Origin of the sequence: Chitinophaga terrae (ex Kim and Jung 2007) (genome assembly GCF_900107795.1) — a bacterium.
Lineage (GTDB): Bacteria > Bacteroidota > Bacteroidia > Chitinophagales > Chitinophagaceae > Chitinophaga > Chitinophaga terrae.
In genome coordinates this window covers 1-22,057 of record NZ_FNRL01000046.1, presented here as the reverse complement: position 1 = coordinate 22,057, position 22,057 = coordinate 1, and the positions used below count along the sequence as shown (strand labels likewise).

At 42.3% G+C, this 22,057-nt stretch carries 22 protein-coding genes and 1 pseudogene; 14 read left to right on the top strand and 9 right to left on the bottom strand.

The annotated features are described in order from the left end of the window. The 3 genes and pseudogenes from BLV62_RS27150 to BLV62_RS27135 form a co-directional block, all read left to right on the top strand. Window positions 1–298, top strand: a pseudogene (locus BLV62_RS27150) (hypothetical protein); the annotation flags it as partial. A 479-nt stretch (window positions 299–777) separates the two neighbouring features. Further along, window positions 778–1,647, top strand: a complete 870-nt coding sequence (locus tag BLV62_RS27140; RefSeq protein ID WP_089766135.1) for an ATP cone domain-containing protein — start codon at window positions 778–780, stop codon at window positions 1,645–1,647. Window positions 1,648–1,673: 26 nt separating this feature from the next. After that, window positions 1,674–3,191, top strand: a complete 1,518-nt coding sequence (locus BLV62_RS27135) for a hypothetical protein (protein ID WP_089766134.1) — start codon at window positions 1,674–1,676, stop codon at window positions 3,189–3,191. On the opposite strand, the gene BLV62_RS27130 is transcribed toward BLV62_RS27135, so the two are convergent. The 4 genes from BLV62_RS27130 to BLV62_RS27115 all read right to left on the bottom strand — a co-directional run bounded on the left by BLV62_RS27130 (window position 3,192) and on the right by BLV62_RS27115 (window position 6,987). Further along, complete coding sequence (locus tag BLV62_RS27130) at window positions 3,192–4,694, bottom strand: L,D-transpeptidase family protein (RefSeq protein ID WP_089766132.1); 1,503 nt, start codon at window positions 4,692–4,694, stop codon at window positions 3,192–3,194. It abuts the gene before it with no gap. A gap of 102 nt (window positions 4,695–4,796) precedes the next feature. Continuing rightward, window positions 4,797–5,636, bottom strand: coding sequence for a universal stress protein (locus BLV62_RS27125; protein WP_089766130.1), 840 nt, complete (start codon window positions 5,634–5,636; stop codon window positions 4,797–4,799). 4 nt (window positions 5,637–5,640) lie between these two features. Beyond that, a complete protein-coding gene (locus BLV62_RS27120) occupies window positions 5,641–6,474 on the bottom strand; it encodes a universal stress protein (RefSeq protein WP_139170420.1) in 834 nt (277 codons plus the stop codon). A 60-nt stretch (window positions 6,475–6,534) separates the two neighbouring features. Continuing rightward, window positions 6,535–6,987, bottom strand: a complete 453-nt coding sequence (locus BLV62_RS27115) for an Hsp20/alpha crystallin family protein (RefSeq protein ID WP_089766126.1) — start codon at window positions 6,985–6,987, stop codon at window positions 6,535–6,537. 43 nt (window positions 6,988–7,030) lie between these two features. On the opposite strand from BLV62_RS27115, the gene BLV62_RS27110 reads away from it, so the two are divergent. Beyond that, complete coding sequence (locus BLV62_RS27110) at window positions 7,031–7,999, top strand: universal stress protein (protein ID WP_089766125.1); 969 nt, start codon at window positions 7,031–7,033, stop codon at window positions 7,997–7,999. Window positions 8,000–8,219: 220 nt separating this feature from the next. Continuing rightward, window positions 8,220–8,678 carry a pyridoxamine 5'-phosphate oxidase family protein gene (locus BLV62_RS27105; RefSeq protein WP_089766124.1) on the top strand — a complete coding sequence of 153 codons (459 nt, stop codon included), beginning with the start codon at window positions 8,220–8,222 and terminating at the stop codon, window positions 8,676–8,678. 28 nt (window positions 8,679–8,706) lie between these two features. Here BLV62_RS27105 and ppsA read toward each other — a convergent pair whose 3' ends face one another. Both ppsA and BLV62_RS27095 read right to left on the bottom strand, forming a co-directional pair. Next, on the bottom strand, window positions 8,707–11,121 hold the full coding sequence (ppsA, locus tag BLV62_RS27100; protein WP_089766123.1) for a phosphoenolpyruvate synthase: 2,415 nt from the start codon (window positions 11,119–11,121) through the stop codon (window positions 8,707–8,709). Window positions 11,122–11,131: 10 nt separating this feature from the next. Then, window positions 11,132–11,530 carry a hypothetical protein gene (locus BLV62_RS27095; protein WP_139170419.1) on the bottom strand — a complete coding sequence of 133 codons (399 nt, stop codon included), beginning with the start codon at window positions 11,528–11,530 and terminating at the stop codon, window positions 11,132–11,134. Between the two features lie 426 nt (window positions 11,531–11,956). On the opposite strand from BLV62_RS27095, the gene BLV62_RS27090 reads away from it, so the two are divergent. Beyond that, a complete protein-coding gene (locus BLV62_RS27090) occupies window positions 11,957–13,546 on the top strand; it encodes a sensor histidine kinase (RefSeq protein ID WP_225889723.1) in 1,590 nt (529 codons plus the stop codon). Window position 13,547: 1 nt separating this feature from the next. Beyond that, window positions 13,548–14,606, top strand: coding sequence for a response regulator (locus BLV62_RS27085; RefSeq protein WP_089766120.1), 1,059 nt, complete (start codon window positions 13,548–13,550; stop codon window positions 14,604–14,606). Here BLV62_RS27085 and BLV62_RS27080 read toward each other — a convergent pair. Further along, window positions 14,603–14,983: a hypothetical protein gene (locus tag BLV62_RS27080; protein ID WP_089766118.1), complete on the bottom strand. Its 381-nt coding sequence runs from the start codon at window positions 14,981–14,983 to the stop codon at window positions 14,603–14,605. The genes BLV62_RS27085 and BLV62_RS27080 overlap by 4 nt on opposite strands. Window positions 14,984–15,074: 91 nt before the next feature. Further along, window positions 15,075–15,923, bottom strand: coding sequence for a universal stress protein (locus BLV62_RS27075; protein WP_089766116.1), 849 nt, complete (start codon window positions 15,921–15,923; stop codon window positions 15,075–15,077). Window positions 15,924–16,114: 191 nt separating this feature from the next. Between BLV62_RS27075 and BLV62_RS27070 the strand changes: the two genes are divergently transcribed. The 3 genes from BLV62_RS27070 to BLV62_RS27060 are packed head-to-tail and all read left to right on the top strand — an operon-like array spanning window position 16,115 to window position 18,275. Next, complete coding sequence (locus BLV62_RS27070; RefSeq protein ID WP_089766115.1) at window positions 16,115–16,597, top strand: hypothetical protein; 483 nt, start codon at window positions 16,115–16,117, stop codon at window positions 16,595–16,597. A gap of 11 nt (window positions 16,598–16,608) precedes the next feature. Then, window positions 16,609–17,448, top strand: coding sequence for a universal stress protein (locus BLV62_RS27065; RefSeq protein ID WP_089766113.1), 840 nt, complete (start codon window positions 16,609–16,611; stop codon window positions 17,446–17,448). Between the two features lie 20 nt (window positions 17,449–17,468). Then, complete coding sequence (locus BLV62_RS27060) at window positions 17,469–18,275, top strand: adenine nucleotide alpha hydrolase family protein (RefSeq protein ID WP_089766111.1); 807 nt, start codon at window positions 17,469–17,471, stop codon at window positions 18,273–18,275. A 95-nt stretch (window positions 18,276–18,370) separates the two neighbouring features. Here BLV62_RS27060 and BLV62_RS27055 read toward each other — a convergent pair whose 3' ends face one another. Next, a complete protein-coding gene (locus BLV62_RS27055) occupies window positions 18,371–19,321 on the bottom strand; it encodes a 1-phosphofructokinase family hexose kinase (RefSeq protein WP_089766109.1) in 951 nt (316 codons plus the stop codon). A 147-nt stretch (window positions 19,322–19,468) separates the two neighbouring features. On the opposite strand from BLV62_RS27055, the gene BLV62_RS27050 reads away from it, so the two are divergent. The 4 genes from BLV62_RS27050 to BLV62_RS27040 form a co-directional block, all read left to right on the top strand. Next, entirely contained in the window at window positions 19,469–20,467 is a 999-nt protein-coding gene (locus BLV62_RS27050; RefSeq protein WP_089766107.1) for a hypothetical protein, read from the top strand. Window positions 20,468–20,744: 277 nt separating this feature from the next. Continuing rightward, window positions 20,745–20,915, top strand: coding sequence for a hypothetical protein (locus tag BLV62_RS28460; RefSeq protein WP_168928053.1), 171 nt, complete (start codon window positions 20,745–20,747; stop codon window positions 20,913–20,915). Between the two features lie 444 nt (window positions 20,916–21,359). Further along, window positions 21,360–21,749, top strand: a complete 390-nt coding sequence (locus tag BLV62_RS27045; protein WP_089766105.1) for a hypothetical protein — start codon at window positions 21,360–21,362, stop codon at window positions 21,747–21,749. Window positions 21,750–21,847: 98 nt separating this feature from the next. Next, window positions 21,848–22,057, top strand: a 210-nt coding sequence (locus BLV62_RS27040) for a transposase (protein ID WP_139170418.1), incomplete at its 3' end; no start/stop codon positions are given.

Here is a 22,057-nt window from a genome sequence, read left to right as displayed (position 1 = left end):
CAAGAACCGCTGGATGATAGAATTGCTTTTTAAACAGATCAAGCAGAATTTTCCTTTGCGCTATTTCTGGGGAGAAAGCCCCAATGCAGTCAAAATGCAGGTCTATTGCGTGCTGATCGCTCAATTACTGACGGTGGTCATCAGAAAGAAAGCTGCCACGAAAAAATCTTTTGCTAATATGATCACCGTTATAAGATTACACCTGACAAGCTATGTTGGACTGATGGAATTTATTAAAGACACATATAAAGCATGGAGAAAAAAACACAATGCATCATCGCTTGCCTTTTCACCGTAATAAAGGAGGGGAGCTTCCCCCCCCCCATTTTGAAACAATCAAATTTTAGGCTGTAATCCTTATCAGAAAGGGATTATAGCCATTTTTAACCCGATTTTTGTCGGACAATAATGAAAAATAATATGCTGTAGAATATGCAAATCCTGGAAAGCAGCAGTTAAATATTTTTGAAATACAATGCCTATCGCCATATAAATGATTGTATAAAATAAAGTAGTTCCTCCATTTATTGAAAGCCGTGCAAGCTGGGCTTTAATATTCACTTCTATCGTTATTGTGTTGGCTGGAACATGGCTTACCTTTTCTCCATTAGCCCCGGTTCTGGGGTTTGTTAGGTTGCCTGGTGTTTTCAGGGCCTGGCTGGGATGGGAGTTTAACAGGCGTTTTATCGAAAACCTGATTATAATCATGGAAAATAAAAACAAAAATCAGGGAACTGCAGACTGAATGAATATAATTTAGACTTACAATATTTAGATATGGAAGAAAGACAAGCGATGATATCTGTGAGAAAGTCAAATGGTACTATGGTGCCATTCTCGGCGGAGAAAATAAGAAGGTCACTTATGCGTTCCGGGACTACTCCTGAATTGGTTGATGAAATACTTAACGAGCTATATAAGCAGGTATACGCTGGTATGCCAACCCGTACGATCTATAAAATAGCCTATGACTTGCTGAAAAAATCGTCGCGGCCGGCGGCGGGACGATACAGGCTTAAACAAGCCATCTTGGAGCTGGGGCCATCCGGGTTTCCGTTTGAACAATATGTTGCTGAAATTTTCAGACAAGCTGGCTATTCCGCAGCTACCAATCAAATAATGATAGGTCATTGTGTTACACATGAGGTTGATATTTATGCTGTTAAAAACAAGGAAGGGAATATCGTTGAATGCAAGTATCATCAGCTTCCGGGAACCCATTGTGATGTAAAGATCCCGCTATATATACAATCAAGGTTCAAAGATATTGAATGGAGAATGAAGGAGATGAATGACGCGGAGCAAAAAGAACACCACGGATGGCTGATAACCAACACACGTATTACAGAGGACGCAACAAAGTATGCAAGTTGCATGGGCCTGAAACTGCTGTCGTGGGATTACCCTGCAGGTAAAGGGCTGAAAGACGTGGTGGACAAATCAGGTCTTTACCCGATAACCTGTCTTTCTACGCTAACCCGGCATGAAAAGCATATGCTTTTGGAAAAAGAACTGGTCCTATGCCGTACTCTGGTAGAAAACCCGGGCGCGTTGTCAGTTTTGCAACTGACGAGAGACAGGCAGGAGATAGTGCTCGCTGAAGCGCGTCTTTTATGTGAAGGCATCAGGAAATTGGAGTTGCTCTGATTTGTGAATAAGTAAAATCTGGCAATATGAAATCACATATGAATAATACAATCCCCGATTCACTGGCAGACCTGCTGGATATCAGGGGTATCACCACAAGCAAGTTAAATACCGTGTGCAGGGAGCTGGAGGTGGGCAATCTTCGCCAACTTTCTACAGCAGCGGCGATGGAGCAGCTTGAAAATGTTCCGGCTTTGTCTCCGGAAGATAGGAAAAATATCAAGCGATATCTGAAAGTTGACAAAGATGCAGATCAACGTATTTTGCTATGGGATGCTTTGCTCCAGGGAAGGGAGATACTTCGTGCTCTCAGGACGTTGCCTGAAGTGGAAAAAGCGTCGCTTGCCGGCAGCCTTAGGAGAGGCAAGGATACCATCGGGGACGTTGACATTGTTGTACAGGTAAAGGGGCGCGACTATAAAAAACTGCTTTATAAAATTGAACGTATGCCATTTTCGGAGCGCATCATAACGGCCGGCCGAAACAGGATATGTGTTGTATTGCATAATCAGTTGCTCGCATTTATTTACCTGGCCGATGAGCAACATTTTGGAGCAGCTTTATGGTATTATACAGGTTCCAAAAGCTACAATGCACTTATTGAACATATGGCAGCGGATAAGGGATATCGTATCGATCCTTTGGGATTATATGATCGCAAAACCAATAAATACCTGGCAACTAAAACAGAGGAAGATATATTTAACTATCTGGAGATGGATTTTATTCCACCTGAGTTAAGAGAGGAACAATATGTCATTGATAAAGCTATAGCGCATAAATTACCGCCGTTGGTTACGTTTGATCAGTTGAAGGGAGATATGCAGCTTCACAGCGATTGGAGCGATGGCGAAGGGAGTATTGAGCATATGGCGCGCTACATTTTTAATGTATTTCCGCATTATCAATACATAGTCATTACTGATCACGCTTCTGCCAACAGGACAGGTCATGTCCTGGAGCCCGGAAGTATTTATCTCCAGGCTGCAGAGATAAACAGAGTAAATGATATTCTTGGATTCGACTACGTTAAAAAAGGTGTAGAAGTCGATATACTTGAAAACGGGGAACTATCGTTACCGGATGAATTGCTGCAGGGTTTCGATTGGGTAATCGCATCTGTTCACAGCCAGTTTGCCCGTGATAATACGTCGAGGTTGCTGAAAGCTTGCGAAAACCCCTATGTACATTGTATCGGACATCCGAGCGGCCGTATTATCGGCTCAAGAAACCCATACCCGGTGAACTGGGACCTGGTATTTGACCTGGCCGCAGCCACTTCAACGGCAATGGAAATCAACGCCCGCCCTAACCGGTTGGATTTGAATGATTCATTGATAAGAAAGGCGATAACTGCTGGCGTTAAGCTGGTAATTAATACGGATGCGCATAATTTAACGCAATTAGACTTTATACAACTGGGCGTATGGATGGCAAGAAAAGGAGGATGCAGTAATACCGACATTCTTAATACTTTGAACTGGAAGGAAATTGAAAAATTCAAGAACAGGAAGCTGTCATCCATCAAAAAAGATCATAGGTGATTAATTCCTGTCGTAAATATCTTCATAGAACCTGACCTGGCCGGTGGTATCCGGCCACGCTGTATTATACAGTATGAAAACATAAACTGTTCCATGAATAGGAAAGGACACAGGTTTTTGGTCGGACTGGCTTCCTTTCTTTTCCAGGTCCAACATGGCCGCCACGTCTGCCCCTGCGAGTATATGAGCTAACGGTACAGCTTCTTCGACTCTAACGCATCCATGACTAAAAAATCGTTGCTGCAGCATAAACAGGCTTTTCCCCGGAGTATCGTGGAGATAGACATCGAATGGACTATAAAAATTCAGTTTTATAATACCTAATGAATTGTCACATCCTGTATTTTGCCGGATGATATATGGGAAGTTCTTACCATTAAGCACATTCCAGTTGATGCCCGACGGATCAACAACCTGTCCCCGTTTATTTAAAATCACATATTGATTGTCGGAAAGATATCGTGGATCCCTTTTTATGTGAGGTAACAGCTCCCTTACAGCTATCTTATTTGGCACCGTCCAGTATGGGAAAAGTATGACCTCTGAAATAGTGCTTGCCAGAGTAGGGGTTGGCGTACTTTTTTTCCCGGTTATGACTCTTGAATATAATACGGGTTCGGCATTTTGATAAAGTACCAGGGTAGTAGAGGGGATATTGACCAAAACAACAGGCGCTTTTCCCTTGTAATACTGTAACCAGCGAATCTGATTTAAGGCGGTGTTTAACTCCTTCAGGCGGGTTGATAAAGGGGTATTCAACGCTTTAATGAAACCTGGCCGCAATGTTCCGTCGTCGAGCATGTTGAACATACGCTGGGCACTAATGATTTCTTTCCGCAATGCACTTGCTCCAATCGGTCGGATGGTATCCGTAATCCCTGTTTGCATTAACCTCGTCAATAATGGGAAATTGGAGCTATCAGCCTTTAATGATGTAACCGGCGTTTCTTTAAATATGCTGTCAGTAATCATGGAATACAGTGTTCGGATGCGTTTTTTTACCTGGACATATGCAGTATCTGTTGGTTCTATGGATTCAAGAAAAGTTGAAAACTGTCCTGTAGCCAATGAATGAGCCAGTTTTGCAGCAATGATCGCATCGGGGTTTTGTAGAGGGGGCAGGCCATTGTATTTAACGGGAGATTTAATTTGATCACCGTAGACTATATCTCTGAAAAAGTGGATGGCAGTTTTCGTTATGCGCACATCTACATTTAAAGAATCCGTAGTTGAAGGCATTTTCAGCCTGTTATTAAATAAGCTCTCAACCAGGTCTGGGTTGTAGTCGTTCATATCCAGTCCCAGGAAGGGGGCCTGGCGCAAATAAGCAAGGAAAAGGCGGGTATTCTCTCTGCCTGCAGAGTCGATCCAGGTTTTGGTTTTGCCTGTTGTCTGATAAAAAATATGCACACCGGTATCGGCGTGTTGACTAATGTTCGGCAAAGGCTGGGAGGCGGCAAATGGCGATGGGAGAAGTAATAATATGAGAAGGAAAGTTTTCATTACGATGAAGCTATTGACCGGATTTCTTGATCCGCCTGTGGTGATACTTTTAATTACTGTTTCAACGTTTCGCCCTGTTTTTCAACTAAACATTCATACATGTCAGGGATGAGTAACGAAGACAGGAATGCTGGTGGCGCTTAACACATTCGAGGTGATGCTGCGTTGGAAGAAATCGGAATCGCCGCTTCTCCCAAAGGCGCCGTAGGTAACTATGCAGCCGTTCCTTTGTGATAAATAGTTGTGGAGCGACTCAGGCGGGTCGCCTTGCAATATAACATAATCGATCTCGGGATAGTGCGCTTCCAGGTAACTTTTTAAATTTTCGGTAAACGGCATATCCGCCGGCTGTTCATCGTCTGTAACATAAACTACTTTCACCGGCATTTTGCAGAAATCAGGAAACATCAAAGTGAAACATTTAATCGCAAACATGGAGGAATAGCTTCCATTGTAAGAAAAGATTATTTCCTTAACCGGTGGAATTTTATCGGGTAATACTAAAACCGGGCATTGCGAGCCTGCAAGCATTTCTTTTACGAAGCCCGGCGGAATTGTATCTGTGAGTGCAGCGAATGATGTGTTACTGTTCATTAATAAAAGGTCGGCAAAGCGGCTAAGCAACATCACTTCTTCTACTGGCGAACTCACTGCCTCTTTTACTATTATCTTTATTTCACTGTCATCACAGATCTGATGAAGTCGTTTCAGGTTTTTATTTCTTTCCCATTGCAACGCCGTTCTTCCATCGATCCCGATCTGATCGTATTCGATTACTGCCGGTTCGGGGAAAAGGCTGGCGCCAGGGTGAGCGAAAGCGCAAAGATTATCAAGACATACAATGGCCAGCAAACTATTCGTTTTCCGGGCAAAATTCCTGAATTCTTTTACCTGGTCTTCCGTAAAACGCAGGGTGTCTATAATTGCCAGAATCTTTTTCATACAACTAATAGTGGGAAATGAATATGGGCTGGCTGATCAGTTTTATAACGGGCTCGGCGGGATTGGGAATCACCCTGTTAGACAGCAAACTCCTTCCATAGGCGCCCATTACAACAAACGCATTTTCTCTCGTCAAAAGCTCTCCCAGCAAACCTGTGCGTATATTAGTATCTTCAATTATCAACAGATCGGCGCTTTCGTAATGGATATTTAGCCATTCCTGCAGCATCTGTTCATCTCCTTTAAGCCGTTCGCCGGGTTTAACCACACTTAATACTGTAACTTTGTTTTCGTTGAATGCCGGCAGGAGATAAGTGAATTGTTTAATTGCAAACATGGAGGACATGCTGCCATTATAGGTGAAAACTATTTCGTCGATTCCTTGAAAGGTGGTTGGAGCAATCACCACTGGGCATTCAGCTCTTTCCAGTATTTCTTTTACAAAGGAAGTGGGATTGGATTCAGACTTCCAGGAGAAACTGGTGGTGGAATCAATGACCAGAAGGTCGGCATACTTGCTTTCTTTTATTACTTCGTTCGCCGGGATGCCTTTGTTTTTATGTATTTCACAGTTCACGCCATTGGACTCACATATATTCCTGAACAATGAAATGTTTTCCTCTCTGTATTTTCTTTTTTGTTCATCCGGACTAGCGCCGGGAGTAGGCGCACAAACGGCGATTTCTGCAAGGTCTTCGCTGGATCTTAATTCCGAATCTAAATTTTCCAGGAATACGCCGGTCACTTTTGAATGGGTAAGATTTCCCAGGTAACAGGAAAAATTAAGACATTCTCTGCTCATACTCACCGCATCGGATATAAATAAAATCTTTTCCATAGAAGATATTTTTAATGCAGGTAAGTCCTGTTTGAACTCCAACAGGACTTACCTGCGGTCTTATTTGACAGGTATTTGGATGTTTCTTCCATTCTTTTTTGCATCTTCGTTTTTAGGTAGCTTTAATTTCAGAATACCATCTTCGTATCGCGCTTCAATTTTATCCTTACTGATTGTATCCGGAATATTAAAGCTACGGGAGAAGCTGCTATAATTGAATTCCTGCCTGCCGAGCTTACCATTTTTTTCTTCTTTTTCGATTTCTTTTTCAGCACTGATGGTCAGAACATTTCCATTTATGCCGATGTGGAAATTTTCCTTTTTCATTCCCGGTGCAGCCATTGATAGTTTATAATTGTCTTTATCTTCTGTTATATTAACTGCCGGGATAGTCAAAGTATTCCAATCCTGGTCATTATAGAAGCTGCGTACCCATTCTTTCCAGGGTTTGAAAAAATCTTCGGCAATTGCCGGGTTCACGGTATTTCGTTTGTTTAATGATAATGATGTCATAGAAAAACCTCCTTTTTGTTTTGTTTGAATACCGCTAAACTACATGGCTTCCAGCAAAGAAAATATGATTCCTCTCACTGTTTTGGATGATAGAGATCATGAAACACAAGCCTGCCATAAATCATATTATTTCCTGATCTGTGTCATAATTTGTGTTAGACCGACCGGGCTATCTTTAAATAAAAAAATGGAAAAGATATTATTGGTAATGTGTGGGGCAACTCCTACAAAAAATGCATTGAATTTCGCATGTTATCTTTCTGACCTGACACGTTCCAGATTGACAGGTTTGTTCTTTAATAAGGAACACTTTTCGCAGGAACCCGCAGTTAACGTATTGAGTGAAGCCACTGCCACGGGGAAGATTTTTATCCCACAAACTATTAAAACGGAAACGATTGAAGGATATATGCGGGCATTTGAACAAGTATGTGAGAATAAAGGAATACCGGCATCCGTGAAATACCTCGAAGACAGCATACCTGAGAATATCATTGCGGAAAGCGAATTCTCCGATCTGATCATTGCAGATGCATCCGTTTCAGGTATTTCAAAAACCCAGGATGCCCCCTCTCCATTGTTACAGCATTTACTGAAATCAGCTCAATGTCCGGTACTCATTGCTCCCTCTTCCTTTACACCTATTAATGAGGTTGTTTTCTGTTACGATGGCCATCCGTCATCTGTTTTCGCAATGAAACAACTGTCTTATTTGCTGCCGGAATTTGGCGAAACAAAAGCTACTGTCTTACAAGTGAATGACTCTGATATTCCCACAGTGGAACGGAAGCGTATTATTAACTGGCTGAGCCAGCATTTCGAAAGTTCTGATATTGTTACTCTAAAAGGGGGGGGCGAGCAAACACTATTTGACTACCTGTTAAAGAAGAAGAGTGCTTTGATAGTAATGGGTGCATATGGCAGAAGTATGGTTTCTAGGCTATTCAGGCATAGTTATGCTGATTTATTGATCAAAACATTGCCATACCCGCTTTTTATCACGCATCACTGAGTCACTTTATTAAAACCCGCAATTATGTTACACGCTTTTCCAAATGTCCGCCGGAAACAAGTCAGCGATTTTGAAATAGATTTGATTTCGATGATTATCAGCTCGCTGTTGGTATTGAGTACGTACCCGCTCCTGGTACTACTTTTAAAAAAGCTGATGTTATTGCTGTACGAAATTTTTATATTGTACCGCTTTTAAGCATTTAATTAAAAATAGACTTATGTTAGGCAAATTAAGTAATGAAGAAATTGACCAGGTTCTCGCAAATAATGTGACTGGAAGGATTGGATGCGTTGAGAATGGTAAGGTATATATAGTTCCAATCAGTTATGCTTTCAATAACACTTATATCGTGGCACATTCACAGGAAGGAATGAAGATAGAAATGATGAGAAAGCATCCGCAGATCTGTTTCCAGGTCGATGAAATCAATAGTCTGACTAATTGGCGGAGTGTCGTGGTCTGGGGGGATTTTGAGGAAGTGACAGATCCGAGGGAAAGATATTACGCTATGAAATTTCTTGTCAGCCGGTTGTCCCAGCTTCGGGTGAGTGAAACGGCAGGCGTAACTCAAATGCACCAGGAAATGTCCATGCAAAGCCCGGCGACGGACATAGTCAGACCTGTAGTCTACCGGATCCGCATACAGGAAAAAACCGGCAGATTTGAAAAAGATTAATCTGCCGGTGGTCATTAAAACAGGGATTTCAAATAAGAACAGGTAATGCGCCGTTATTGACCATCCGGATTTGTTCCTCTGCTTTCCGGATGTTATTTATGCCTCGTAGTATTGCATCGGGGTTAAATGAAATACTATTAATTCCTTTTTCAACCAGGAAAGCTGCGAAGTCGGGAAGATCGCTCGGCGCCTGTCCGCAGAGTCCAATCGGTACTCCCGCTTTCTGTGCGGCTTCTATCATCATCCCAATCATCTTTTTCGCAGCCGGGTCTTCCTCATTAAAGTCTTCAGACAGCAATACCGAGTCCCTGTCTATTCCCAGGGTAAGCTGTGTGAGATCATTTGATCCAATAGAAAATCCATCAAATATTTCGGCGAACGCTGCAGCTTCCAGGACGTTTGACGGGATTTCTGCCATTGCGTAGACCTGTAGTCCGTCGACTTTCTGTGACAGCCCGAATTCTTCCATTACTTTCAGCACTTTTTTGGCCTCAATTGCCGTACGGCAAAATGGGATCATTATTTTCACGTTTGTAAGTCCCATTTGTTCTCTCACTATTTTAATTGCCGCGCATTCCAATCCGAATCCTTCTTTATACATCGGATGGTAATACCTGGAGGCGCCACGGAAGCCCAACATTGGATTTTCTTCACTGGGTTCAAACTCCTTTCCTCCAAGTAACTGGGCATATTCGTTGGTTTTGAAATCACTCATCCGCACAATAACGTCTTTTGGATAGAACGCTGCGGCAATGGTGGCAAGGCTTTGTGACAATTTATCTATGAAGTAATTCCGCTTGTCTGTATAGCCATTGGTAATGGTTGCAATGGCTTCCTTGGTTGTTTGGTCCGCCAGTTCATCATAGCTGATCAACGCCATAGGATGTATGCGGATCGTATGAGTTATAATGAACTCCATTCTGAGTAGCCCTACTCCGTTATTAGGATAAAAAGACAACTGGAAAGCCTTATCGGGATCGCTCATAATAAGACAGGCGGCAGTACTCTCCGGTAAACTAATATTATTGAAATCCAGGTCTGCACATTCATATTTTAATGCTCCTTTATAAATATTACCGGTTTTTCCTTCGCAACAGGATACGGTGATCAGCATTCCATCTTGTATGCTTGCAGTGGCGTTGCCGGTACCAACAATTGCCGGTACGCCCAATTCCCGGGCAACAATGGAAGCGTGACTTGTTCTGCCCCCGCTGTCGGTTACAATTGCTCCCACTTTTTTCAGTACAGGGTCCCAATCGGGACTGGTAATAGTTGTGACAACAATATCTCCGGGTTTTAGCATTCCTGCTTCGGCAGGCGACCGAAGGATCCGGGCAGTGCCAACCGCTATTTTTTCTCCGATAGCTTCTCCCTTTGTTAGGCAAACCCCTTTTTCGGTTAGTTTGTACGATTTATTGCGGATGGATTTGTTCTGAGTATGAATTGTTTCGGGCCGCGCTTGTAGTATGTATAGTTCCCCGCTATTCCCATCTTTTGCCCACTCTATGTCCATTGCGCAATTGTAGTGTTGTTCTATAATAACAGCCCATTGTGCGAGTTTCGTTATTTCCATGTTTTCCAGGACAAACCGCTCCCGGTTTGCTGCGGATGTATCTTTGTTTACTGTCGTTTCGATTGATTTTGGATCATCTGAGAAGCAAAGTGTTTTTTCTTTGGTCCCCAGTTTTTTTTGAATAATAGCCTGTTTTCCATTGCTCAATGTAGGCTTAAACACATAAAATTCATCAGGCATGACTATCCCTTGCACGATGTTTTCTCCTAATCCCCACACCCCTGAGATCAGTACAATATCGCGGAATCCTGATTCCGGCTCTAAAGTGAAGCCAACACCGGAGCAGGAATTGCTGGTGTCGACCATGAGTTGAATCCCTACCGATAGTGCTACTTTCATATGTTCGAAACCGTTATCTTCCCGGTATTTAATGGCTCTGTCGGTGTAGAGAGAGGCGAAACATTTCCTGACAGCCAGCAATAACGGTTCTTCTCCGGATATGTTCAGGAATGACTCGTGTTGTCCTGCAAAGCTTGCATTTGGCATGTCCTCCGCTGTTGCGCTGCTTCTGACGGCAACCGGAAGGTTCTTTTCTTTTGTCAAGCGATTGTAGGCGCCTGTAATTGCAGTTTTCAGATGGTCCGGTATGATGCCGTTGAGAACCAGTTTGCGTGCGGCATCACCAATTTCATGTAAGTTGGAAAAATTATCGCGATCCAGTTTTTGCAATAATTCAGATAATGGGTTGCGGATATTGTTGAAGGCGAGATAGTCCCAAAACGCGGATGCCGTTACGGCAAATCCGTCGGGAACCTGTATGCCGCCGGATGATAGAGTATTTATCATTTCTCCCAGGGACGCGTTTTTTCCTCCTACCTGTTGAACATCTGTCATATGGATGTCTGAAAATGGTTTAATCATACTACTCATAAATTATGTTTTAATGATTATCTGGCTCTTTCGGCAAACCTGTTGCATGGCTGTTCACCTGTCTATCGGTATTATTTAGTTCTTCCAGGGTCAAATTGTCTATGTCCGTGGTTTCCAGCCAGGAATTCCCGGTATTGCGCAGGATCTGTGCATTAAGGCCAAAAATATGGCTAAGTTCATGTTCTACTGCCTGGGCTGTCCTGTAGTAACTGATATCCAGCCATCCGAAGCAGCAACGCATCCGGATTTTTTCTATAGGAGTTTCCGGGGATATTGCTTTTTCCTCCGGATTGCATGTTCCTTTAATATGCGGTTGCCTGTAGAATATCAGCTTCAGGTTAGGGTAAAAGGCATGGAACCGATCCTGTATATCACCTACGATGGCTTCTTCGCTAATATATATGTGCATAAAAATGTTTTTATTCCTATACAAGTTTAGTGCGGTTTAGGTCTGTGGCAAATGAGAGTGATCAGTTGGTTGCATGATAGCAGTCATAATCGGAGTAGAAGCAGCCAACAAGTGTGGCATATATTGATGTATAGTTTAAATGGAAGTTATTTTTATCTGTAAAAGGTTGTACCAAAATGATTATATTGGTTGTTTATTAGCAAGATCTTAAATACTGGTTTTGATATGAACTGGTAAAAAGCGTAACTTTCTAAAATGCTGACAGATGCAATTAGGATAGGCTGCTATCGGCTTTTTTGCCGTATTGTGAAGAACAACAGAACATTTATGGAAATAGGCTGTTGTACAAAACAAAGCACAGGAAGATTTGCCTGATCGGTATTTAGGAGAATAAGAACTTATATATTATATTTCTGGTTATTCATTATGAACTTTTCTGTCGGTGATCTGGATGTAAATTTCCAATTAAGCATATTTGCCGCGATGCTGGAACGGGTGCCGGGTTTGGTCGCAGTACGGGCTCTCGAAACAGGCAAGCTGATATATGTTAACGAAACCGGCGCCAAAATGCTGGGAACAGATAACTATGCTTCATTGGAACAGGTCATGGACCAGAATAAGTTGGGAATTAGCGTTGGAAAAGTATTGCCGGATGCAGACAGATTTATTCCGGAAGAGCGTGTGTTAAAAAATGTATTGGGCGAGAGCTTTGCAGGTGTATATGAGGAGATCTTTCTCAAGCATGAGAATAAGGACTATTGTTTTTTCAGGATCACGGATGTACTATCGGACAGGCGTTATAAACAGCAGTTAAATAAAGAGCTGGAGCGTTTTGGCGCGTTGTTCGATTATGCCAGCATTGGTATATTAGTAGCTAACAAGCAAGGCGAGATCGTACTAATAAATGGTTTTGCATTACAGCAGTTCGGATATACACGCGGCGAGTTGATCGGGCAAAAAGTGGAAATCCTGATCCCTCAACGAGTGCATCACCGTCATGTCAGCCATCGGGAAAAGTATAACGCCGACCCACAAAGCAGGCCTATGGGTATTGGACTTGATCTCTACGCAGTCAGAAAAGACAAAACGGAATTTCCTGTAGAAATTAGTCTTAGTCATTACTCTAATGAGGAGGGCGATTTTGTGATCGCCTATATTAGTAATATAACCGAAAGAAAAAAGGCAGAGGAAAGAGTAGAGAAGTTATATAGTGAACTGGAAGAAATGGTAGAAGACCGTACTATCAAACTTCGCAAAGCATTGGAAGAACTTGAGGCATCCAAAGAGGAACTTACCCTTGCTTTAGGTAAAGAAAAGGAACTCGGCGATCTTAAATCCCGCTTTGTTTCAATGGCTTCCCATGAATTCCGAACGCCATTGAGCACAATATTATCCTCCGCCTTCCTGGTAAAACACTATGATTCGGAAAAGGACCAGCCGATCAGAAACAAGCATATTCAACGGATTGTAAATAACGTCAGTTTGTTAACGGACACATTAAATGATTTTCTTTCAGTAGGCAAGATAGAGGAAGGGAAGGTGCAAATACGGAGCGCCGAATTTGATATCGAAGAACATTTTAACACAATTATACAGGAAATACAGGGAATAGTAAAAGAAAAACAGGTGATCAGGTATAAACATACCGGTGAAAAAACGCTGGTATTAGATCCTTCGCTAATAAAGCATGTTGCCCTGAACCTGCTGGGAAACGCGATCAAATTTTCAGGCTCCGATGGTATCATAGAGATGGAAACAATTAAGGAGAAAGATAAATTTACCCTCATCGTAAAAGATAATGGGATCGGCATGTCTCAGGAAGATCAACAACATCTTTTTGAGCGCTTTTATCGCGGGAGCAATGTTAGCAATATACAGGGGACGGGTTTAGGACTGCATATCGTTCATAAATATAGTGAAATGATGAATGGCAGCATTCTATGCAACAGTGAACTGAATAAAGGCACAACTTTTACAATTATTTTCCCTATTGACAATGAAAATATCTCCTATTAATATGAAAAAAATACTGCTGATTGAAGATAACGAAGAACTGCGGGAGAATACTGTTGACATATTGGCCATAGCCGGGTACAGCGTAATCACTGCAGATAACGGGATGACAGGATTTGAAATGATTCTTCAACATCGTCCCGACCTTGTTATATGTGATATTATGATGCCGGTGCTTGACGGATTCGGGGTTTTACACCTGATGCAGCAACACGAAGAAGTCAAAGATACCCCATTCATCTTTTTGACGGCAAAAACGGAAAGGACTGATTTCCGGAGGGCAATGGGTATGGGAGCAGACGATTATATTACTAAACCTTTTACGGGAACCGAGTTGTGGGATGCGATTGCAAGCAGGTTGAAAAAGGCGGCTATCAAGAATCAGTATTTCCCGCCAAATCTTCAAGGATTAAATACCCTCATGTATCAAGCCACGGGGAAAGAGTCGTTAAGAGCCCTGGCAGAGGGCAGGAATATCGACAAATACAAGAAAAAACAGGTGATTTATGCTGAAGGAAATCATCCTTCCCGCCTTTTTTTTATAGAGAAAGGAAGAGTGAAAACTTCCAAAAGCAACGATCAGGGAAAGGAATTCGTAACGGAGCTGTACACAACCGGAGACTTTTTAGGCTATACAGCTTTATTGGAAGGATCTGTCTATAAAGATACAGCCGTGGCAATAGAAGAAACCGAAATTGCCGTAATTCCGCTGGAAGATTTTGAAGAATTGTTGCATAATAACTATGAAGTGGCGTTGCAATTTATACGAATGCTGGCTAAAAATGTAGCGTCAAGGGAGCAGCAGCTTCTCGGACTCGCATATAATTCTCTCAGGAAAAAAGTGGCGGAAGCATTGCTGAACCTTCATAAAAAGTACAACCCTCAAAATGAGCCGCCATTTATTGTGAAGATCAGTCGCGAAAACCTGGCTAATATTGCAGGTACCGCTACGGAATCCCTTATTCGTACATTAAGTGATTTCCGTGATGAAAAGCTAATAGAAATAAGGGACGGACAGCTCGTTATCCTTGACCAACACAAACTTGCCAATATGATATATTAATCCCTCGGAAATGAATGCATATACATTCTAAAATCTGAAGCAAGGGAATCAAAACTTTCCTGCAATTTGTCAATTTTTAGTTCAAGTGTGTTCCGAAGCACTGTAATGGCCTCAGAAGCAGCCGTACCCCGACCATTCCGACGGAGCATGTCCTGGAATTCTCTTAGTTCATGCCGGACTAATATCACTTGTTCATCCATTTTCAGGAACCTGTATTGGAAAATTTCTAAATTGCCCAAATGGCTTTTTTCAAAGTCATTGGAAAGAATACGGGCGAGTTTTGTTTTGAAAAAAATGGTTTCATCTTCGATCACTCTTAAAATGTAGTTCCAGGACTCGTGCTCCGGTAAACGATTGTTAAAGTTATCTTGTGTCATCTTGGCGTTGAATATTGAGTTAAGTTATTGGCAATTACAGTTGGAGAACATGACCGGTATCAGCATTTTGTTTGTTTTTTATCAGGGACTGTTATTTGTGATGAGCGACAAATATGAAGAAAGGAACTGCCTCCAATATTATATCTGCCATACTCTCTTTAAACCAACGCGAGGCCGTACTGCGTCTGTAGGCCCCTAAAACAGCAATAGTACCTTTTGGTTGCAGCGCCATATATTTTGGAATTTCCTCATCGGGCGAGCCTGGAATGACCTTGTATAACGCTTCGGGGAAATGGTTTTCAATAAAATCCCTCATCAGCCGCTTGTTCTTTAAATGATTGCCATACCGATTAACAGACAATATGGTAGTTGGAAGTATTTGCAGGGAAGGAAGCAAGTAGTTGTACATTTTTATTGCATAAACAGACGAAGGACTTCCATCATATAACAACACAGCATGGCTGATACTATTGAAAGAGGGCGGTACCCAAACCTGGCCTGGTACTATGAGCACAGGACATTGTACATCTGTCAGCAGATCCCGGATAAAGCGGGTTGGAGGATTTGTTTTATCGTGGGCAAATGTTTCGCGGGCGTCTATGATCAATAAATCGGCGTAAATACTCTCTTCCAATACAGTTTGAAGCGCAAGATCTGAGCTATGATGAATGTTATATCCTATTCCTGCTTCCTGGCAGGCTGCCTCAAATGTTCCGACGGCTGTTTTTCGCTTTGCCTCATCGTTTTCCTCAAGCAACCGGATCGTACCTTGGTCTGTTCCGCTTTTTAACAACTGGAAGAGGTCAAAGCTATGATACGTCAGGTCGTCCGGGAAGATGGCTGTCAGATGCGCTTGTTGCTGTTTGGCTATCATTATTGAATAGTGAAGCGTGCTTTCTGAAAACCTGAGACCATCAAATATGGAAATAATCTTTTGCATGGCAGACCATTTTATTCAAAAATAGCACTGCCGGCAACCATGGATCATGACCTTTATCGGTACAACTCCTGATTGTTATCATGCATCCTGCATGCATGATGTGAATCAAGAATGGATATGACGGGTGTCATTAATTGACTTGTTATGCTGCGCTAATTTTACGAGGTAAAGAGGTATTTAAATTCCAAGTCATGTATGCAAATATTTTCTCGCTTAACTACCTGCTGGCAAATACAATCAGTTTGCTTATACTGGTAATTGCCGTTTTCTGGCCAGCCATCGCACGTGTATTGTTATCGTTGGTTTTTATGACTGCCGCGTTTATAAATGCGATTTTGGCTATCAGGGACCCGGAGATATATATGGTTTATGGCAGATTGGCTGCGTTGCCTATTTATGAGAAATTTATTTACGGAACGTTTCATAATAATATTGCGATCATTGTCATGTCCATTTCCATATGCCAGATGGTAACGGGGATTTTCCTGCTTTCCGGAAAGGCGTTGCTAAGATGGGGGCTGATCGCCGCCGTGGTTTTCCTGGCAGCAATAGCCCCGCTTGGTGCCGGCTCAGCCTTTCCATCCACCCTGTTGCTTGCGGCTGCCGCTATGGTATTGCTTTTCAAAAGAAAATATTTTTCCGCAGACCCCTTAGTTTTACGTCATCATGCTTAAAATATGAAATTATGAAAAAGATAATTGCTGTTATAGATGGACTAAACTATTCAGATAGCACCGTAGCATATGCAGTATATATTGCAAAACAGGAGAGGGCCCACCTGGTTGGCGTATTTCCTGAAGATATCAGCAACAGAAGCTATGCGCTTTATGAGTTGGTAGACGAGTCAGGGGTTTCCGATCAACGTATCAGAGAGTTTGCAAACAGGGACAGGGATGCCCGCGCCAGGAGCGTAGATAGGTTTGAACTGGCATGTCAGCAATCGGGTGTTCAGTATTCCGTGCATAAAGACAAAGATATAGCCATTGATGCGCTGTTGCACGAGAGTATTTATGCTGACCTGATGATAATAGAATCAAAAGAATCCTTTAACAGGTTAAAAGAAGACATGCCGTCCCGGTTTCTGCAGCACTTGCTTGCGGAAGCAGTCTGCCCGATATTGTTAGTGCCAGCCGGATTTACTGGGATAGATAAATCTGTGCTGTTATATGATGGTTCTCCATCTTCTGTATATGCAATAAAAATGTTTGACTATACGCTTCCCGGTTTAAAGTATAAACCCGCTGAAGTGGTTTCTGTAAAGAGCCCTGCATCCTCATTGCATCTGCCGGATGGAAAATTAATGAAAGAGTTCATGAAAAGGCATTATCCTCATGCCGTTTACCAGGTTTTGCAAGGAGTTCCCTGGGAGGTGATCCCTGCGTACCTGCAAAAAGAAAGCAGCAGCACCGTCATTGTGCTGGGCGCTTACCACAGGGGACGTTTGTCCAGATGGTTTTATCCCAGTATGGCGGATGTGTTGATATACGAGCTACAGTCCCCATTATTCATTGCTCATTGCAGATAGTAATAAACCCAAATACTATTATGAAAAAGGTGTTACTCGCGATCGATGGCGACAATTTTTCTGAAGGCGCTTTCGAATTCGCCAGGAAAATGAACGAACAGGAACCGATATGCCTGACAGGGGTTTTCCTTCCTGAACTGAATTTGAGTGGAAACCTGAATTATACCTCCGTTTTTGTGTCGCTTATTGAGATATATGGAGCTGCCTCCTTAGAGAGAAGTATAGCCACATTTAAACAGCAATGCCTGAGATATGGCATTGAGTTTAGGATGCATAGCGATCTTTCAAATTTTGGTATTCCAGAATTAAAAAAGGAGACAAGATTTGCAGATCTTTTGTTATTGGGACATGAAAAGTTTTATAAAGACCCTACATTATATGGAACTGATGAGTTTTTAGGAAGTGCGCTTCACAATGCCGAATGCCCGGTTGTGGCAGTGCCCGAACATTTTACCTTTCCTGAAAGCGTGGTCCTTACTTATGACGGTGAAGCATCTTCTACGCATGCCATAAAAAGTTTTGCGTACCTTTTCCCGCAGTTGTGCAACAGGAGAACAATACTGGTATATGGTACTTCTTCTGACAGGCAGATACCGGAAATTGATGAAATAAAGGAATTGGCTGGTCATCATTACAGTAATATCGAATTCTACAGGCTTAATGCAGATCCCCGGAGGTATTTCGATACCTGGTTGGAGGAAACCAGGCATCCGATCGTGGTGAGTGGCGCATATGGCCGAACAGGCATATCCAGGACGTTCAGGCGTAGCTTCGTGCATGAAGTAATGCGTGATCATATATTGCCAATATACATTGATCATTTCTGAACCAGAACAGCGCGAAAGTGAAAAAGTATCGATTTTGTTTGATAGTACCACTTTGGGTATGTTGCTGCAACTGCACTACTGTCGGATAACCAATGCTAACGGCTCATTGATAGTGACTGCATTTTCACAATTTCTTTAAAGAGAGACTGAGCATCTTCCTTTTTGCATAATGCTGTTCCGGGGTTTAGAGTAGCGGCAGAGCCGCAGGCTACTCCAAATTGTACTGCAGGTATTAATTCTTGCCCGGTAGCCAGGCTGTGAACAATACCCGCCAGCATGCTGTCGCCTGCGCCAACAGTACTTACACTGTCAATATGAGGTGCGGGGATTTTTAAAGAAATATCTGCTGTAATGAGGATCGCGCCCGTTTTGCCCAGAGATGCCGCCACAACTTCAGTACGTTTTTTGGCAATTAGCTCCTTGGCCAGCTCAACGATCTCTTCTGTACTGAGTTTGTCAACGCCTGCCAAACCGGATAACTCATGAAGATTAGGTTTAATAAGGTAAGTACCTTCATATAACGCCTGCTTTAAGGCCTCCTGTGAGGTATCAACGATGAACCGTGCTCCTTTTATAGCTGCAATGGCACTGAAGGTAGCGAAGATATCCGGAGGGATTCCCGGAGCCAGGCTGCCACTAGCCACTATATAATCTACATTATTAATTCCGCGGACCACTTCAACCAGGTGCTGCCATTCATAAGTATCAACAACAGGGCCCGGCATATCCAAACGGTATTGCATATTTTGGCCCCTGTCAGTCAGGATCAGGTTCTCCCTTGTATTGCCTGCTATGGGAACGGGCAAAGCCGGAACTCCTTCTGCATGCAGAAGTGAGTCAAAAAATTTACCCGAATGTCCGCCGGCCAAGTAAACAGCCGTCGCATTTCCCCCCAATTTGATAATTGCCCTGGCAACATTTACGCCGCCCCCGCCTGGCTCAAAAACAGGGTTGCTGCATTGCAGCTTGCGATCTGGTACCAATGCAGGAACGGAAGTGCTTTTATCGATCGCGGGGTTTAACGTAATAGTGAGAATTCTTGACATAGCTTGGAAATTTTAAAGTGATATCATTTAAAGATAACCCAAAGGTAACAGGCCGGTTTGGTGAGTATTATGACCGGCATTAACTGTAAAGTTGATCTTGGTCATGAAGCGGATGACGATTTTCAAATTTTTTTTATTTTCGCATCCATGAAAAAAACCACATGGCTGATCTCCCCTGATAAGATCCAGCTTTATCCATTCAGAGTTTATAGGCCCATATCCATTGCCGTTGGCCTCGTATTTATTGCAATCTGGTCGTACATGCTCAAAAGTTCGCCGGTCCTGGGACAAGGAGGCGGCGTAGTCGGCGGCTATACAATCATTATTTTGTTCTCAGTTCTGTTGTTTGCCGTGGGCAATACTTTCATTTTATTTGATGCTAACAGGAAGCGGGTGTATTGTAAGCTTGCAGGCTTCCTTACTATACAAAGCCTGGCATTCGACGACATTGCCGTCATACAGCCGGTGACCGGCACCAGCATCGTTTACCGGATCTTTACCAAAAAGGACAGGCACGGGAAAGGGCATACCATTTCCAGCTACTACAGCGGGTGGAAAGATAAAGACCTGGCGCCTTTCCAGCAGGAGGTACTCCCGGCTATTGACAAGATGGTATTTGGCTCACCCGACCTTCGCCAGGCGCCTACCTATGTGCCCATTACAGATTTCATGTTTTTTACAGAGAAAGACGGCGGGTATGTAATGAAGATGAGAAAGGTCTCCCTAATCATTGTCATGCTGCTGTTCCTGGCTTGGTGGCTGTATGCTCTTTTAACACCGGGGTATGCAGACAACCAGACTGGGGCCAAAAGGATCCTGGCAACTTGGTTCCCCTTTTGTATGGCTGTACTTCTTGCCTTTTCTGTTTTTAATGTTTTCTTTTTTGACGTGCAAAAGCGCACTATCTCCCAGTCGCTGCTTGGCGGTCTTATCAAGCGCACTTATAAAATGGACGATTTCATCCGCTTCCGGATTGTTCGTAAAACTACCAACATGGTTTATTCCGGCACGGAGATCCGCATGGAAATGGCAATTCCAAACAGCACCAAGATAAGATTCATTTCTCTCAGGCAGTTTAATAGTACAAAGCAGATTGAACGGTTCCTGCAGGAAACAGAAGAGATTTTAGGAATAAGGAGGCAGTAATTATTTTTCACTTTAAAATATGGTTAGCAGATGCATTTTTGGGATGCATCTGCTTTTTTTTGATCTGGATAATTGCGGGGAAAATATTTTTTGGCTACGCAGATTAAAATAGCCGGCAGAAAGCTGTTGGTAACAAGTATAGTTATACAAAATATGATATGTTGGGAAGGATTGTGGCATCACCCGTCAGGGAGCTTTCAATTGATCTATAATCAAATTGACCCTATAAGAATTAATAATGTTCCTGTAATATTGAGAAAGTAATTTAGACCGTATTATGGCAATTGTAATTGGTGACCAAAGTAAATGTTTTGTTTGCGGACAGGTTTTAAATGATAAGGAAAGCATTGAGATGTTTCCTCCTTTTGTTGCTAATATGAATGATCCAGATACTTGGCAGACGGAAAGTGGAAAAGTTACGGTGAAGTCAATGTGTTGGAATATTTAGTAAATGTTGTTAAGTCGCATTGTTGAATTTTGTAATATTTTTGATTTAATCTAACAATCGATTCAACAATATTAAGCAGTTGAAGCGCGTCGTCCAATTGTTTCTTTCGGCGAAGGTAGTGTTTCTTCAATTCTGTGATAATGTCTTTTGGAAGTTATTCCTAGCGAGGGGGACTGGTGGTTTTCCAAAGGTAAACGGGAAAGCCGCTCACAGATTATGATATTGAGTTGAACAATTATATAATTGAAGCTAACGATGGAAATGGGACAGGTAAGCTTAGGCAAAATCAAAATAATCTAATCTACTACCAAGAAGGAAGTGATTTTATTTAGTCCCAAGACAGGCGGGGGCGTTGAGAAAACATGAAGGCAAATAATATTGGGACATTCGAGAATATTAGAGACTTAATAGAGTATATAACTTCTAAAAAGTAGATTAAGAATTATGAAGGATGCAATTTTAATAACAGATTCAACAGTTGAATTATTAGATTTTAAGCGATATGCAAGGGGCTTATTCGAGTTTGAGGAGGCAAATGAATTTGAAATTGAATATTACATCCCCTATGAGCAGGAGAGTTATTTTTCTATATCGAAAGATAACAGTATGTTCGATCTGATAGAGCCTGATGGACAAAAAATAATAGTGTCTGAATTTGACAAGTTTAATGTTTTTGCCTGCCTATTTTATGAATTTGGTTATGTACAAAGTTTAATAGTGTCTATTCCATCTGATAGAAAGATTATTGTTGATAATGATCACGGAGCATTTATACGAAGAGAAGATTTTTTGAAGCTTAATTCTTATGAGGAGTTTGTTAAATGGAGTAAATGAAGTAAGTAATATCTAAATAGTAAAGCCTGATTGTAAGCTTCCCTTAAAAAAAGACTGTTAGAGAATAGAAAAATGATTGATAACTTTAACAGTGTATTATGAAAGGTAAACGATTCAACCCGGAGCAGATCAGTAAGATTCTTAAGGAATTCGAGGCGGGTAAAAGTGTTCAGGAGATTACGCGCGAACACGGAGTTAGTCCGGCCTCATTTTACAAATGGCGGCAGCGATACGGTGGCCTTGAGGGCAGCGAGCTGAAACGCGTAAAGGAACTGGAGGAAGAGAACCGCAAGCTTAAGCGGATGTAC